Origin of the sequence: Bradyrhizobium diversitatis, from assembly GCF_016031635.1 — a bacterium.
Taxonomy (GTDB): Bacteria; Pseudomonadota; Alphaproteobacteria; order Rhizobiales; family Xanthobacteraceae; genus Bradyrhizobium; species Bradyrhizobium diversitatis.
The window spans coordinates 1-645 of the sequence record NZ_JACEGD010000123.1; the positions used below are offsets into that span (position 1 = coordinate 1).

The window sequence follows — 645 nt, forward strand, 5'->3', positions numbered from 1 at the left end:
TTGTGTCCGCAAAATCTGCCAGGATGTGACAACGGGCGGTTCTGACCAACCGCCCGTCGCTGGATCCGAGCCCGTTCGTGCTCAAAGGCCTAGAGCCTGTCGGGGAGCGTGGGACGGATTCGGCGTGTCTTCCTCAACCCGAACAGTTGCATGGGCTTCGAGCCCGAACCGAGCAAGGAAGGGAGTGGATGATGGCACAAAACAGTCGCGTTGTCGTCGGGATTGATGTGGCCAAGGACAAGGTGGATGCATGCATTCGCTCGCTGTCGCAACGGCAAGCGTTCCCGAGCGGTGCGAAGGGGCGGCGCAAGCTGGTCGCCTGGCTGCGCAAGCACAAGGTCGACAGGGCGGTGATGGAGGCGTCCGGCGGCTACGAGCGGGACTGGGCCAAGGCGCTGCGCGAAGCCTGCTTCGCGGTGCGGATCGTCGATCCACGGCGAGTGCGTAACTTCGCCCGATCGGCGGGGCGGCTCGCCAAGAACGATACGATCGACGCGGACACGATCGCCTGGTTCGCTGAGACGTTTGAAGATGCGCCGAGCCAAACCCACGATGCGGCGCGCGAGGAGCTGGCGGCACTGGTCAAAGCACGCAAAGCCGTGATCGATCTGAAGACCCGCTTGCAGAGCCAGAACGAGCACGCCG

Annotated in this window: 1 protein-coding gene; it reads left to right on the forward strand. The window is 63.9% G+C overall.

Annotated elements, in window-relative coordinates:
- Positions 1-188: 188 nt before the first annotated feature.
- Positions 189-645 (forward strand): IS110 family transposase (locus H1B27_RS39725; protein WP_246516088.1); only part of this gene is annotated, 457 nt, incomplete at its 3' end.